Source organism: Salinisphaera sp. (assembly GCF_035690525.1).
Lineage (GTDB): Bacteria > Pseudomonadota > Gammaproteobacteria > Nevskiales > Salinisphaeraceae > Salinisphaera.
In genome coordinates this window covers 25,017-38,968 of record NZ_DASSKM010000065.1, presented here as the reverse complement: position 1 = coordinate 38,968, position 13,952 = coordinate 25,017, and the positions used below count along the sequence as shown (strand labels likewise).

General features: G+C 66.5%; 11 protein-coding genes and 1 tRNA gene. 6 read left to right on the top strand and 6 right to left on the bottom strand.

What is annotated here, in order from left to right:
* The 6 genes from VFJ08_RS05115 to VFJ08_RS05090 form a co-directional block, all read right to left on the bottom strand.
* On the bottom strand, positions 1–1,558 hold a 1,558-nt coding region (locus VFJ08_RS05115; protein WP_324995835.1), incomplete at its 3' end, for an APC family permease.
* Between the two features lie 257 nt (positions 1,559–1,815).
* Positions 1,816–1,891, bottom strand: a tRNA-Thr gene (locus VFJ08_RS05110).
* Between the two features lie 138 nt (positions 1,892–2,029).
* The gene (locus tag VFJ08_RS05105) at positions 2,030–3,028 is read right to left on the bottom strand and encodes a biotin--[acetyl-CoA-carboxylase] ligase (RefSeq protein ID WP_324995833.1); all 999 of its coding nucleotides are present in this window, start codon (positions 3,026–3,028) and stop codon (positions 2,030–2,032) included.
* Positions 3,025–3,645 (bottom strand): glycerol-3-phosphate 1-O-acyltransferase PlsY, encoded by a 621-nt coding sequence (gene plsY, locus VFJ08_RS05100; protein WP_324995831.1) that lies wholly within the window; start codon positions 3,643–3,645, stop codon positions 3,025–3,027. Before plsY ends, VFJ08_RS05105 begins: the two co-directional genes overlap by 4 nt.
* Positions 3,646–3,648: 3 nt before the next feature.
* Positions 3,649–5,514 carry an AMP-dependent synthetase/ligase gene (locus tag VFJ08_RS05095; RefSeq protein ID WP_324995829.1) on the bottom strand — a complete coding sequence of 622 codons (1,866 nt, stop codon included), beginning with the start codon at positions 5,512–5,514 and terminating at the stop codon, positions 3,649–3,651.
* 142 nt (positions 5,515–5,656) lie between these two features.
* Entirely contained in the window at positions 5,657–6,316 is a 660-nt protein-coding gene (locus tag VFJ08_RS05090; RefSeq protein WP_324995827.1) for an HAD-IB family hydrolase, read from the bottom strand.
* 140 nt (positions 6,317–6,456) lie between these two features.
* Between VFJ08_RS05090 and murB the strand changes: the two genes are divergently transcribed.
* From murB to VFJ08_RS05060, 6 genes are all read left to right on the top strand, one after another.
* On the top strand, positions 6,457–7,446 hold the full coding sequence (gene murB / locus VFJ08_RS05085; RefSeq protein ID WP_324995825.1) for a UDP-N-acetylmuramate dehydrogenase: 990 nt from the start codon (positions 6,457–6,459) through the stop codon (positions 7,444–7,446).
* Positions 7,447–7,569: 123 nt separating this feature from the next.
* Positions 7,570–9,216 carry an acyl-CoA dehydrogenase family protein gene (locus VFJ08_RS05080; RefSeq protein WP_324995823.1) on the top strand — a complete coding sequence of 549 codons (1,647 nt, stop codon included), beginning with the start codon at positions 7,570–7,572 and terminating at the stop codon, positions 9,214–9,216.
* A 104-nt stretch (positions 9,217–9,320) separates the two neighbouring features.
* Positions 9,321–9,758 carry a MarR family transcriptional regulator gene (locus tag VFJ08_RS05075; RefSeq protein ID WP_324995821.1) on the top strand — a complete coding sequence of 146 codons (438 nt, stop codon included), beginning with the start codon at positions 9,321–9,323 and terminating at the stop codon, positions 9,756–9,758.
* The gene (locus tag VFJ08_RS05070; RefSeq protein ID WP_324995819.1) at positions 9,755–11,203 is read left to right on the top strand and encodes a TolC family protein; all 1,449 of its coding nucleotides are present in this window, start codon (positions 9,755–9,757) and stop codon (positions 11,201–11,203) included. Before VFJ08_RS05075 ends, VFJ08_RS05070 begins: the two co-directional genes overlap by 4 nt.
* Positions 11,200–12,354, top strand: a complete 1,155-nt coding sequence (locus VFJ08_RS05065) for an HlyD family secretion protein (RefSeq protein WP_324995817.1) — start codon at positions 11,200–11,202, stop codon at positions 12,352–12,354. The genes VFJ08_RS05070 and VFJ08_RS05065 overlap by 4 nt, the downstream gene beginning before the upstream one ends.
* Positions 12,351–13,946: a DHA2 family efflux MFS transporter permease subunit gene (locus VFJ08_RS05060; protein WP_324995815.1), complete on the top strand. Its 1,596-nt coding sequence runs from the start codon at positions 12,351–12,353 to the stop codon at positions 13,944–13,946. Before VFJ08_RS05065 ends, VFJ08_RS05060 begins: the two co-directional genes overlap by 4 nt.
* Positions 13,947–13,952 lie beyond the last annotated feature (6 nt).

Here is a 13,952-nt window from a genome sequence, read left to right as displayed (position 1 = left end):
GCTCGGTGTCAGCCGGAGACAGTGTGGTCTTGAATGCGAACCACATCACGACAAGACTCCAGATCGCGATCAAAATAAGCTCGGGCACGAACGCCAGCACGCCGAGGCCGCCGCCGATATCGCCGAGCCAGGACAGCACCCACATGCCGCCGAACCACGGCAGGATCCAGGAGATATAGCGCCAGCCGAATTCCTCGCTCGGCATGCGCGCGATCAGGTGGTAGTACAGCGCATAGATCGCGAAGCCAACAGCGATGATGATGAACAGCACCGAGTTGGTATAGAAACCCGCCCAGTAAATGATCCAGTTACTCAGAATGAAGGTGATCGGGGCCAGCACGTTAGCCCCGGCCAGCTTGAACGGACGTTCGGCGTTCGGCGCGTTGCGGCGCAAACACATCAGTACCACCGGCCCGATGCCATAAGTCAGCACGGTGATCGAAGTGATATAGGCAACCATCTTTTGCCAGGCCGGGAACGGCAGCAGAAACAGACAGCCCACGATCCACATGATCAGCACGCCGACCCATGGCACGCCCCGCGCATTGAGCTTGGCCAGGCCCTTGGGCCCGGACTCGAGCTGACCGTTGGCCATCACGATACGCGAACCACCGGTCACATAGATCAGCCCGGTTCCACCCGGCGATGTGTAGGCATCGATATACAGAATCGTGGCCAGCCAAGTCAGGCCGAGCCCCGAGGCCAGGCCCGCAAACGGCCCAAGGTCACCCGTGAACGACAGCATGGACCAGCCGCCAGCGAGCTCACCCGGCGACAGCGCCATGATGAAGGCGACCTGCAGCCCGACATATACAACGCTGGCGAGTATGACCGAGCCGATGACCGCGAACGGCATATAGCGGTTCGGATCAGAGCTTTCACCGGCCAGCTCGATTGCGGTTCTGAAACCCAGAAAGCTGAATACGACGCCCGCGGCCGGTAGTGCGGTGAAGATACCCGAAATCTGATAGGTACCGGCTGCGGCATGCAGATTCTCCGGATGCCAAGCCACTACGATCAATGTCACCACGGTCGCCAACGGCACAAAAATCTTCCACCAGGTGAGAGCGGAATTGACACGCAGGAGCGTCCGGATCGCCAGTAGGTTCAGCAGCGCAAAAATCAGCAGCAGAATCACCGCTGCGATAAAACCGAATGCGGTCAGCACGCCATTGGCCGGGTCGACCAGAAACGGCAGGTAACTGTTGGCGTAGGTCACGACCGCCTCGGCCTCGACCGCCGGTACCGGCACGTAGGCCAGAAACAACATCCAGCTCCAGATTCGACCCAGGCCCGGGCCGTGACTGGCGTGGCTGATATGTACGAGCGCGCCGCTGCGCGGAAACATCGTCGCCAGCTCGGCGAAACAGAACGCCAGCATCATGATGATGGCGGCACCGATAACCCAGCTCAGAATACTCCACGGTCCGGCGAGCTTGGCTGCGTGATAGGCGCCGAACAGCCAACCCGAGCCGATCATGCTGGTGGTGCTGGCAAATAGCAGCCCCAGCCGTCCGGCTTGGCGCTGCAGGTGCCCACCCGATTGAGACGAGGCCATACGTTCCCCCTTTGAATCCGCGTTTTTTGATTCAGACATTTATTCAGCGCGCATCACACAGACGGCCAGGCGTCGGCGGATTACCGGCCAGATATGGCGCCGCGAGAATCGCGCCTACCCGATCGACCGCCACGCATGGCCGCCCGCCCAAGACAACGCTGCCCCTGGCCGACAACGCGACCGGGGCCCGTAGCGCCCGCGGTCCGCGTAACCGCATGAATAATGCACTAAAACAAAGAACTGCACGAGGGGTGGGATGGAGCCCGCGACCGGAGTCGAACCGATGACCTGCTGTTTACAAGACAGCTGCTCTACCAACTGAGCTACGCGGGCGAAAAATACAGCGCACGCTTATTCTGACGGCTTGTGGCGCCCTTGGCCACCTGGCCGCCATACGCCGGACAAAACGTCTGCCCGGCACGATCGACCGGCCATGCAGCCAGCCCTAGTCCTTTGGTAGGATACAATCAATTAGGACGCCACGAGACGCAGACTGATATCGCCGGCGTAGACCGCGCGCCGGGCGCCGTCGATCTCCACCAACAGGCTGCCGTCGTCGGCGACGCCCTGCGCGATGGCGGACGTACGCCGGTGGTTCTCGACCAGATCGACCGGCTGACCGGCCACGCGGTCGTAACGCGGCCAGCGTGCCGCGAAAGGCTCGAAACCACGGGTCTCGAACTCGGTCAGCGCGGCGAGCACGGCATCCAGACAGCGCCCGGCCACGCGGCTGCGGGTAAGCCCGGGCGGCGCGTGATCGACCAGCCGGGTCCATGGCTGATCGATCGCGCTCGCCGGCCCGCGCGGCATGGCGATGTTCAGCCCCAAACCCACGACCAGCCGCGCCATGCCCGCCACTTCGCCACGCACCTCGGTGAGAATGCCGCCGAGCTTATCGCGCCCGATCCACAGATCGTTCGGCCATTTGAGACCGATATCGGCCACGCCCAGATCGGCCAACGCCTCGGCCAGCGCCACGCCGACCGCGAGACTGATCGTGGCCACCGGCGCCCGAGGCAGCACCAGATCATAGCCGACCGACAGATACAGATTGGCCGCGAACGGCGATATCCAGGCCCGCCCCGCGCGCCCGCGTCCGGCGGTCTGATATTCGGCCAGGCAGGCCCGGGTCGCGCCGTCGCGGCAGCCGCCGAGCACGCTGTTGGTCGAATCCACGCTCTGGCGCACGATCAGTTGATCGAGCATGTCGCGCCCGGCGGCCGACAGCCCGGCGCGTATGGCTTTGGCATCGAGCAGGTCGAGCGCCCCGGCCAGCCGATAGCCCTTGCCCGAGACCGCATAGACATCGATACCGGTCCGGCGCAGCCGCGCGATCCGGGCCGACACCGCGGAGCGCGTTACGCCCAAATGCGCGGCAAGCGCCGGCCCGGAAACCCAGCCGCCGCCGGCCAGCGCGACGATCAGCGGATCGGCGGATTCGATCTCGTCGGGCCGGCCGGCGGCGTTCATCGCCGACGCCAGATGCGCGCGCGCTCGAAGCGGTTCTCGTTGCCCGCGCGCATACGGGCGATGTTGCCGCGATGCGTATAGATGATGATCAGGCTGGCCGCGACCACGAACACATGCCCGGCGCTCGGAACGCCGGGCACGAAAAAGCTCGCGATCGCCACGCCGATCATGCCGAGAATCGTCGCCAGCCCGACGAATCCGGAAGCCACCAGCACCGCCACCCAGACCGCGGCGCCGAAAGCCAGCGAGCCCGGCAACAAAACCGCCAGCACGCCGATGCAGGTGGCCGCGCCCTTGCCACCGCGAAAGCCGTAGAACACGGGATAGACATGACCGAGAATCGCCACGATGCCGCAGACAAAAGGCCACGGGCCGTAGGTGTGCAACAGGATCGGCACCAAACCGGCGGCCACGGCGCCCTTGACCATATCGAAAATCAGCACGGCCAATCCGTAGCCGCGCCCGCCGGCGCGCAGGGCGTTGGTCGCGCCGGCATTGCCGCTGCCGCCGGTGCGCAGATCCGCCTGATTGAACAACGGGCCGAGCAGCAGGCTACCGGACAACGAGCCGATGACGTAGGCCGCGATCACCGCGGCGATGATGGCTATAACGGGCATGGTTTATCCCAAATTCGTGTTCTGCGACACGTCGCTCTTCTCCCCCGCCGCGCGGCGGCCATAGAGGCGGTTGATCTCGCGAGCATAACAGCGCGCCACGCGCCGGCGCCGGATCTTGTCGGTGCCCGAGATCAGGCCGTTGTCCTCGGTCCAGCGGTCGGTGGTCACCGCCACGCGCCGGATCTGGGCGTGCGCGGGAAAACCCGTGGTCAGCTTGGCGAGGCGGTCGATAAAATAGTTCTCCAGCCGCGAGCTGTGCAAACTGGCGGCCACGCCGGGGTCCAGCCCCAGCCGGCGCATGATCGGGACCAGCCGGTGCGCCGGGCAGCTGACCACCGCCGCCAGCACCGGGCGGGCCTCGCCGACCACGATCGCGCGGGCGATCAGCGGATCCAGCCGCAGCGTTTCCTCGATCGGCTCGGGCGAGGCTTTCTCGCCCGAGGTCAGCACGATGATCTCTTTCATGCGGCCGGTCAGATACAACCGCTTCTTGTCCAGCCGGCTCACTTTGTCGCCGGTGTGCAGCCAGCCGCCGGCGGCCAGCACTCGGGCGGTCGATTCCTCGTCGTTCCAGTAGCCGCGCATCACGCCGGGCGAGCGCACCAGTAGTTCGTTGTCGGGCCCGATCTTGGTGGCGACGCCGTCGATGACCAGCCCGACGCTGTCGAGTTCATTGTCGTGCGCGCGGTTCACGCTGACCACCGGGCCGGCCTCGGTCAGCCCGTAGCCTTGCAAAATCGGCAGGCCCAGCCCGACCAGCGTGCGCGCCACCGGATACGGCAGCGCCGCCGCACCGGACACGGCGAGCTGCATCTGCGCCCCGAACAGACGCAGACAGCGCCGGGCGACGAAATAACGCAGCAACGGCCAGAGCAGGTGCGACAGACGAAAGCCGGCGCGGCCCTGCTCGCGTTCGAACACCGCCTCGCCGGTATTGATCGTGGCCACGATCAACCGCCGCACGATCCGCGGCCGGCGCGCCATCCAGCGCGTCAACTCCACATAGAACCGTTCGTAGACGCGCGGCACGCCGATCAGCGTGGTCACCGGTTCGCGCGCGAGCGTCAGCCCCAGAAAGCGTGGATGCCTGCAAAACACGATGGTCGCACCCACGATCATCGCGCGGTAAGCATCGACCACACGCTCGTAACTGTGCGCGAGCGGCACATAAGACAAGGCGTACTCGCGCTCCAATACCGGCAAGGCGTCGGCCACGCTCTGAGCGTTGGAGAGCAGGTTGGCGTGGGTCAGCATGGCGCCGCGCGCCCGTCCCTGCGAGCCGGAGGTGTAGATCAGGCTGGCCAAATCGTCCGGCGCGGGTCGCGCGACCCCGGGATCGGGCGCATCGCCGACGGCCGCCAGCGCGGCGTCGGCACAGTGCAAGCGCATATCGGCTTCGCGCTCGCCGGTGAATACGAAGGCATGGCCGAGATCGGCGCAGCCCCGCTCGCCGAGGATACGCAGCACCCAGCGCGCCTTGACCGCCACGATCACCTTGGCGCCGCTGTCGGACACCAGGTGCGCGTTGCTGGCCGGCGTATCGGCACAGAACAGACCGACCGTGATCGCGCCGAGGCTCATCGCGGCCTGATCCACGCACAGCCATTCCGGCGAATTGCGCAGCATGATCGCCACCCGATCGCCGTGGCCGACGCCGTGCGCATACAGCACGCGCCGCCAGGCCGCCACGCGCTCGGCCGCCTGGCGCCAGGCCAGTTCGTGCCAGGCGTGGGTGCGCGGCGAATAAAAACGATAGGCGATCGCCTCCGGCGAGGCGGCCACCCGGGCGTCGAACATCGCGCATAGCGTGGTCGGCCCGTCGCGGTCCAGCCAGTGGGCCGGCCGCAAGTCAGCCGTCTTCGTGCTCACGGTGCAGCCGGAGCGCGCGGCGCGCGACCAGCGTAACGATATAATTCAATGCGGCCATGCTTCGATCGGGGCCTCGGCCTGCCCTGGGCCGATGAAAACGGCCCTTCATTGTACGGGCTTAAAACGCGGCTGCCCACGCAATTCACCAGCGCACGACATCCAGGCCGAGGCCGCCGACCTGATGAAACAGCCGCTTGGACGGCCAGACCGCCACCCCGTGCTCGGCCCAGGACAGCAGCGGCAGATCGGCGTGCGAATCCGAATAGGCGGCCACGCCGGCGCCGTCTTCGGGCATGTCGGGCAGCGCCTTGACGCGGCGCAGCTTTTCTTCGTGGCGACAATTCTCACCGTCCAGGCCGACCAGCCGGCCGCGGCTGTTCCAGGCGGCGCGGGTCGCCAGCACCTCGCCGATGTCGAGCTTTTCCGCGATCCGCTCGACGTAAATATCGAAGCTGGCGGAGGCCAGAATCACGCGCACGCCGCGGCTCTGGAAGTCGCGTAGCTGGGCCAGGCCCTGCTCGCGCATCGCCTCGTCCAGCAGATCGTCGACGAAGCGCTCGGTCCATTGCGCGACCCGCGCGCGCGGCTCGCCGCCGATGAAAGCCCGTAGCATCTCGGTCTTGAGCCAAGTCCGATCGCCCCAGCGCCAGAACTTGAGCAGCGCGACCGGCAGCTTCCAGAGCCAGACGCTGCGGCGCTTCCGATGATGGCGCAAATAGCCCACGATAAAAGGCAGAAAAGTGTCGTACCGGGTCAGGGTGACATCCAGATCGAACACCACGATGCGCGGCGAGAATGACAAGACAACGCTCGCTGACGAAAAACCGATAAACCAGCTTATCTCATCGCGTCCGCGCTTCGGGACGGCGTCGATACGGGCCGTCTTGCAAAGCACGGCCGGTGCCCCGACCATCGGCGCATTGCAATCCGCTCATGATCGACATGCGCAATCCCCGCCGTCCCGATTCCGCCCAGCGTCGCCGGCTGGCCGCCCGGCTCGGCCCCGGTCTGGCCCGCGACGTGCCGCTGGCCGACAAGACCAGTTTCGGCATCGGCGGCCCGGCGGCACTGTATTTCGAAGCCACCACCCCGGAGGCGCTGGCCACGGCGGTGCGCGTCGCGCGCGAAGAAGGCGTGGACTTCTTCCTGCTCGGCGCCGGCGCCAACATCCTGATCGGCGATCGCGGCTTTTCCGGGCTGGTGATCGCCAATCATGCGCACGCGCTGACGGTCAAGGGCCCGCGCGTGTTCGCGGCCAGCGGCGCGCTGATCTACCCGGACGTGATCGACGCCGCGGTCGGCCACGGGCTGTCGGGGCTGGAGCATTATGTCGGCATCCCGTCGACCGTGGGCGGCGCGCTATGGCAGAACCTGCATTTCCTGTCGCCGGCGCCCGCGCGCGAGCGCACCCTGTTCATCGGCGAAGTGCTGGAATCGGCTGATATTCTGAACGCCGACAACGAGCGCCGTATCGTCGACGCCGACTACTTCGAGTTCGGCTACGACCAGTCGGTGCTGCATCATCGCGACGACATCGTGCTCTCGGCGACGTTCGAACTCGAACCCGCCAACGGCGAAGCGCTCACCCGCGTGATGGAAGAGAACCTGCGCTGGCGCGGCGAGCGGCACCCGCCGCTGGACACCGAACCCTCGGCCGGCTCGATCTTTCGCAAGATCGACGGCATCGGCGCCGGCCGGTTGATCGACGAAGCCGGTCTCAAGGGCTTCGCCTGGGGCGACGCCCAGATCTCGCCGCGCCACGCCAACATCATCGTCAATCGCGGCGGCGCGAGCGCGGCCGATGTCTGCGGCCTGATCATGCATACGCAGAAGACGGTCGAGGCGGCCACCGGCTACTGGCTGACGCCCGAGATCTCCTTCGTCGGCGATTTCGCGCCGGTCAAGCGCGTGCGGCAAACGGCGGCCGGGTAGCCGAATCGTCATTGAGCCGGCATCTGCGGCGGATAAAAAGCGAAAATTTATCCTTTCGGCGACTTCCTTGATCCACCGCGGTCGTGCTAAACCGTTGGAATATTCGCACCCCCGGAGCCGCGCGTGCATCGTAACCCCTACCGCCCACGGCGCGAACTCGCCACCCATACGGTGACCAACCAGCCGCCGCCGCTGGTCGATTACAACGCATTCACCACCGACATCGCGCTTAGCGCGGCGCTGACGCGCGAGGGCGGCGGCTGGGGCGCCGAACGCGCGCGCGCCTACGGCGCGATCGCCGGCGGCGAATTGGCCGATCTCGGTTTCACCGCCAACGAAAATCCGCCGACGCTGCATACCTTCGACCGCTACGGGGCGCGTATCGACGAAGTCGAGTTCCATCCGGCCTATCACCGCGCGATGGCGCTGGCCAAGGAACACGGCCTGCATGCGCTGACCTGGACCGCCGACCGACCCGGCGCCCAGGTCGTACGCAGCGCGCTGTACTACCTGCACAATCAGTTCGAGGCCGGCACCGCCTGCCCGATCACCATGACCCACGCCGCCGCCGCCGTGTTCGCCCGCTTTCCCGATCCCGGCCGGCGTTGGCTGGATCGGGTATTGACCGCGGCCTACGATCCACGGGTGATCCCGGCCGCCGGTAAGACCGGGCTCACGGTCGGCATGGGCATGACCGAAAAACAGGGCGGCTCGGACGTGCGCGCCAACACCACGCGCGCCATCGCCACTGGCCGCGACGGCGTGTTCACCCTACGCGGGCACAAATGGTTCTTCTCGGCGCCGATGTGCGATTTGTTTTTAGTTCTGGCGCGCGAACCCGACGGGCTGTCGTGCTTCGTGCTGCCGCGCTGGCGGCAGGACGGCGAGCGCAACGCCATCGACATCCAGCGTCTCAAAAGCAAACTAGGCGACCGATCCAACGCCTCCTCCGAAGTGGAATTCCGCGACGCCGAGGCGTATCGCATCGGCGCGCCCGGCCGCGGCGTCGCGACCATCATCGAGATGGTGGCCCAGACCCGGCTGGACTGCATGCTCGGCTCGGCCGGGCTGATGCGTCAGGCCGTGGTGCAGGCGATCCACCACGCCCGGCATCGCGAGGCTTTCGGCCAGCGCCTGATTAAGGCGCCGTTGATGGCCGAAGTGCTGGCCGATCTGGCGCTCGAATCCGAAGCCGCGATCGCCTATTCGATGCGCCTCGCGCGCGCCTTCGAGGGCGCGTCCGAGCACGAAACGCAGCTCGCACGGTTGGCGACACCGGTCGGTAAATATTTGATCTGCAAAGCCGCACCGGCCCTGGTCAACGAAGCCCAGGAGTGTCTCGGCGGTAACGGCTATGTCGAGGAGTCGATCCTGCCCCGCCTCTATCGACAAGCGCCGCTAAATTCCATCTGGGAAGGCTCGGGCAACGTGCAGTGTCTTGATCTGCTGCGGGCGCTGGCAAAAAACCCGGCCGGCGCCGAGGCGCTGGCAACGGAACTGGACGCCGCCGCCGGGCTGCATCCGGCCTTCGATGCGCACTGCGAAACGCTGCGTGCGCGGCTGACCGCAAACGTCGACCCGGCCGGCGCGCGCATCCTCGCCGGCGACATCGCCCGCGCCTTGCAGGCCGCGATCCTGCTCACCGGCGACGCGCCGTGGATCGGCGAGGCGTTCTGCGCGGCTCGCTTGGCGCCGCGCCGGCCCGGCGCCTATGGCACGGCGGCGCTCGGCGAGGCAGCCGCGCCGTTGCTCGATCGCGCCGCCGTGTGAATACGGCGTTGTACCAGGCCAAAGATAGCGGTTCGTCAATATAGTATTGACCGCTGACTATATTGTTCTAATAATATCGGCCCGCTCCACCATGCCCGTCGGTCGTGTCCATCTGTCTGCCCGATTCGATCCGCGCGCGCCTGCCTTATCTGCTGGCACGCGCCCACCAGCGTCAGCTCGATGTGTTCACCCGCCACACCGCGGCGTTCGACATCGCCGGGCGCGAATACGCCGTCATGCTGCTTCTGGAAGCGCATGAGGCACTCTGGCAGAGCCAGATCGCCGATGCGCTGGGATTGGATCGCACCACCGTGACCTATCTCGTGGACACGCTGGAAAAACGCGACTGGGCCGTGCGCAACCGCGATCCGGCGGATCGGCGGGCGCACGTGGTAGGCCTGACCGAGGCCGGTAAAAAAGCTCTGGCCGACATCAAGCCGGCGCTGATCGAGGCCAAGAAGGAACTGGTCGCACCGTTGTCCGAAAACGAACAGGATCAGCTGCGTGACCTGCTTATACGCCTGATCGGAGAGGCCCCATGAACCGCCGCCTGATCCCGCCCGGCCCGGTTGTCGGCCCGGTCGTTGTCCTAGTTGCCGGCTTGGCCGTGGCACCGGTTCCGCCGGCGCTCGCCGCCGACGCGGCCAAGGACACGACCCGGCCGGCCACCCCGACCCGCTCGCTGTCGCTGGCCGAAGCGGTCAGCGATGCCCTGTCGACCAATGTCGACACCCTGCTCGCCCAGGCGCGGCAGAACGAGGCGGCCGGCAAGCGCGTATCGGCCCGCTCGGCGTTTCTGCCGCATATTAGCGGCCAGGTCAGCGAGTCGCGGCGGCAAACCAACCTGGCCGCGCAGGGCTTCGATTTCGGCTCCGATGTCGGTCCCCAGTCGGGCGCCCAGGCCGGCGCGGCCGCCGGGCTCGGCCTGAGCTTCCCGACCACGGTCACCTATAACAATTTCGACGCCCGCGCCAGGCTGCGCCAGACCCTGTTCGACTATAGCGCCTGGCAGGATTATCAAAGCGCCAAGCTCGGCGAAAAGGTCGCCGCCGACCGACTCGCCGTGGCCCGTGAACAGGTCGCGACCCAAACCGAACTGGATTATGTACAGGCGCTGTCGGCCCGGCGCGCGGTCGAGGCGGCCGAGGCCAACGTCGAACAGGCCAAGACCCTGCTTAAACTGGCCCGCGATCAGGAACAGGTGGGCGTGGCCACCGGCGTGGACGTTACCCGCGCGCGGGCGCGTCTGGCCCGCGTCCGGGCCGATCTGGCCCAACGTCGGACCGAGCGCACGCGCGCCGAAATCCAGCTCGCGCGTACCGCCGGGCTGCCGCTGGGTTCCAACCTCAAGCTCACCGATCCGCTGGTGTTCCGGCCGATGCCGCTCGGCCCGGTCGACGCCGCGATCGACACCGCCCTGGCGGGCCGGCCCGAGATCGACGTCGCCCGTACACGTATCGCCCGCGGCCGGCGCAATCTGGCCTCCGCGCGTGGCGAGCGCCTGCCCACGCTCTCGATCGAGGCCGACTACGGCGCATCCGGCAACACGCCGAACGAGAACGAGCGGCCGACCTATGCCATCGGCGCCAGCCTGAGCGTGCCGATCTTCGCCGGCGGCCGGATTTCCGGGCAAATCGATGCCGCCGCCAGCCAGCTCAACCAGCAGCGCATCCGGTTCCGCGATACCCGGCGACAGATCGAGCAAGAGGTGCGCACGGCACGCCAGACGCTCGAGACCCTGGCCTCCCGCGTGCGCGCGGCCCGCGCCAACCTGACGCTGGCCAAACAGGAGTTGGCGCGCTCGCGCGATCGCTTCGCGCACGGCGTGGGCGACAACGTCGAAGTAGTCGATGCCCAGTCCAACCTCGCCGATGCGCGCAACGGCCGCATCGACGCGCTGGCCGAATACACACGCGCCCGGATCAATCTCGCCGCCGCGTTCGGCCGCGCCCAGCAATTCAGTCTTACCCAACCGATGACGCCATGAGCTCGACCGACGCTGCCAACGATCAAACCACCGAGCCGGGCAACAAGCGCGGCAAGGGCCGCCGGGTGGCGATAATCGCGGTGACGCTGGTCGCGCTCTGCGGCCTGGCCTGGTTCGCCTGGTGGTTCGTCCACCGCAACGAAGTCTCGACCGACGATGCCTATGTCCGGGCCGATATCGCCCAGATCGCGCCCCGCGTGACCGGCACCGTGGCCAAGGTGTTCGTGCGCGACAATCAGCATGTCGAGAAAGGCGACGTGCTGTTCACGCTCGATCCGGCCGAATTCAAGACCGCGCTGGCCAAGGCCGAGGCGAACCTCGAAGCCGCCCGCGCCTCGTACAACGCCAGCAAGCGCGATCTGGCGGTCACGCGCCAGACCAGTGCGGCGGACATCGCCAACGCCCAGGCCGCGTTGGCGTCGGCCCAGGCCGAGGCCCAACGCGCCAAGGCGGACGCACAGCGCTATCGCGCCCTTTATGCCAAGCATGAAGTCTCGAAGCAGCAGCTCGACCAGAAAACCACGCAAGCCAAGTCGGCCGAGGCCCAGGTCCGCCAAGCCCGCGCCCAACTGGCCCAGGCCCAGGCTTCGCCGGATCGCATCCAGCTCAAAAAAGCGCAGGCGTCTTCCGCGCATGCCAAGATCGCGCAGGCCAAGGCCCAGGTCCAGCAGGCCCGGCTGAATCTGTCGTACACCGAGATACGGGCGCCGCACGACGGCAAGATCGCGCAGAAATCGATCGTCGCCGGCAGCCGGGTCGGCGCCGGTCAGGCGGCGATGGCGCTGGTCGAGACCGACCCGTGGGTGGTGGCCAACTACAAGGAAACGCAGCTCGGCCGCGTACAGCCCGGCCAACCGGTTTCGATCGCCATCGACGCCTATCCCGATCGTGAATTCGCCGGTCGGGTGGAATCGATCCAGCCGGGTACCGGCGTGACCTTTTCGCTGCTGCCGCCGCAGAACGCGACCGGCAACTTCGTCAAGATCGTCCAGCGGGTGCCGGTCAAGATCATCTTCTCCAAGCCGAAGCAGCTCGAGGGCTTGCATGTCTCGCCCGGGCTGTCGGTGGAGCCGACGATCAACGTCGCCGGCGACATCAAACCGCTGGACCGGTCCGAGATTCCGGCCACCGAGACCGCGGCCGCGCGATGAGCGCTACCGCGACCGCCGGCCGGGCACAATACCCGGCCGGACGTTGGCTGATCGCGGCGGTGGTCGGCCTGGCGGCGTTCATGGAGGTGCTCGACATCTCCATCGCCAATGTGTCGCTCTCGCATATCGCCGGTTCGCTGGCGGCCAGCCAGGACGAAGCGACCTGGATTCTGACCGCCTACCTGGTTTCCAACGCCATCGTGCTGCCGATTTCGGGCTGGTTTTCGCAGGTGTTCGGCCGCAAGCGCTTTTTCATCGGCTCGATCATATGCTTCTCGATCGCGTCGCTGGCCTGCGGCATGGCCCCCTCGCTCGCCTGGCTGGTGTTCTTTCGTATCATCCAGGGCGCGGCCGGCGGCGGCCTGCAACCGGTCTCGCAGGCGATTCTGGCCGACTCGTTCCCGCCGCGCGAGCGCGGCATGGCGTTCTCCATCTACGGCGTGGCCGTGGTGTTCGCCCCGGCCATCGGCCCGACGCTCGGCGGTTGGATTACCGACAATGTCTCCTGGCACTGGATCTTTTTGCTCAACGTGCCGGTCGGCATCGTGCTCACCATCCTGGCCTGGGTGCTGGTCCACGATTCGGCCGCCTACGAAAAAGCCCGCAAGGCCAAGATGGCCGACGGCTTCAAGATCGACTATATCGGCTTCGCCCTGCTGATCGTGGGCCTGGGCTGTCTGCAGATCATGCTGGACAAGGGCCAGGACGACGGCTGGTTTTCGTCGGCTTTCATCACCACCATGGCGGTCGCCTCGGCGCTATCGCTGCTCACGCTGCTGCTGTGGGAGCCGTTCCAGCGCCATCCGATCATGGATTTGAGCCTGTTCCGCTACAAGAATTTCTCGATCGCCAACATCATGATGTTCATGCTGGGGTTCGTGCTGTTCGGCTCGACCCTGCTGATCCCGCAGTTCGTGCAACAAGTGCTCGGCTACACCGCGACGCTGGCGGGCCTGGTGATCTCGCCGGGCGGTTTCTTGATCGTGGTGATGATGCCGATCGTGGGCGTGCTTTCGGGCCGGGTGGATGCGCGCTGGATGGTCGGCGGCGGTCTGGCGCTGGTCTCGATCTCGATGTTCCATATGACCGGCTTCAATCTGAACAGCTCGTTCTCGCAGCTCGTGCTCGCGCGTTGCCTGCAAACGCTCGGGCTGGCCTTCATCTTCATTCCGGTGACCAGCATCGCCTACGTCGGCGTGCCGCCCGACAAGACCGACCAAGTCTCGGCGATGGTCAATCTCACCCGCAACATCGGCGGCAGCGTGGGTATTTCGCTGGTCACCACCTGGTTGGCCCGACGCGGCCAGTATCATCACCATGTGCTGGTATCTTCGGTCACGCCCTACGATCACCAAACCCAGACGCTGCTGCATCAGTTGACCCAGCATTTCATGGCCGCCGGGGCCGCGCTCGACGAAGCACGCCATCAGGCCCTGGCGACCCTGGCCAATCTCGTGGCCGAGCAGTCGCAGCTCATGTCCTACATCGACGACTACTGGATTCTCGGCGTCGTGATCGCGGCTCTGGTGCCGCTATCGCTGCTGATGTCGTCCGGCAAGGAGGACCATAGCGAGCACGGGCCCGCGCATTGATCGGAC

Bases quoted from the DNA above. Each gene is read 5' to 3' on its own strand.
- VFJ08_RS05070 (WP_324995819.1), top strand. From the start codon at position 9,755: ATGAACCGCCGCCTGATCCCGCCCGGCCCGGTTGTCGGCCCGGTCGTT.
- plsY (WP_324995831.1), bottom strand. From the start codon at position 3,645: ATGCCCGTTATAGCCATCATCGCCGCGGTGATCGCGGCCTACGTCATC.
- VFJ08_RS05105 (WP_324995833.1), bottom strand. From the start codon at position 3,028: ATGAACGCCGCCGGCCGGCCCGACGAGATCGAATCCGCCGATCCGCTG.
- VFJ08_RS05060 (WP_324995815.1), top strand. From the start codon at position 12,351: ATGAGCGCTACCGCGACCGCCGGCCGGGCACAATACCCGGCCGGACGT.
- VFJ08_RS05065 (WP_324995817.1), top strand. From the start codon at position 11,200: ATGAGCTCGACCGACGCTGCCAACGATCAAACCACCGAGCCGGGCAAC.
- murB (WP_324995825.1), top strand. From the start codon at position 6,457: ATGCGCAATCCCCGCCGTCCCGATTCCGCCCAGCGTCGCCGGCTGGCC.